This window comes from Micromonospora sp. RTP1Z1 (assembly GCF_033804685.1).
Lineage (GTDB): Bacteria > Actinomycetota > Actinomycetes > Mycobacteriales > Micromonosporaceae > Micromonospora.
In genome coordinates this window covers 1-600 of the sequence record NZ_JAPFQV010000149.1, presented here as the reverse complement: position 1 = coordinate 600, position 600 = coordinate 1, and the positions used below count along the sequence as shown (strand labels likewise).

General features: G+C 71.2%; 1 protein-coding gene. It reads right to left on the bottom strand.

Annotation, left to right across the window (positions count from 1 at the left end; translation table 11 throughout):
* Positions 1-507: zinc ribbon domain-containing protein (locus tag SLP03_RS31820; protein WP_413644779.1), on the bottom strand; the 507-nt coding region annotated here is incomplete at its 3' end.
* Positions 508-600 lie beyond the last annotated feature (93 nt).

The window sequence follows — 600 nt, the reverse complement described above, 5'->3', positions numbered from 1 at the left end:
CGGGTTGGTCTCCTGGGGTGTCCGTCCCGCCGGACGCTGACCGGCAGATCCCGATGGGGCGTCTGCCGGGGCGGGAACCTGCCGTCGCAAGGGCAGCAGGCGTGAGGTCTTGACCGTTGCAGGTCGGATCTGCTTCGGGGTGGGTACGGTTTTGCGCCGATCCCGCACCGGCGGGATCGTGGCGGCTCGGGTTGGTCGACGCGTCCGGTGACGGGCCGGTGTGTCGGTGACTGTCCGGATCGCGGCGTTGCCGTTACGGCCGCGGCGGGCTTTGGCCTGGTTGGCTAGGCCCCGGGCGGCGATCCGTTGCGCCGCGGCGTGGTCACGATCCATCGACAGGCCGCACGAGCAGGTGGCCCACCGGTACCCGGCGACGCTCCGCTGCGGCGTCTTGACGTGCTTGACCGCACCGCCGCAGCGGGGACAGCCGGACGAGGTACCACGCGCCGGCACAGTGACGACTGCGGCACCTTCTTTCGCGGCGAGGTGGGCGATGGCGGTGAACACGGTGCCGCGTACCGCACCAGAGATCCGCCGGTTGAGGCTGCGTGACCCACCACGGCCCTCGAGCGTGGCGAGGTCCTCGACGTAGATGACGGT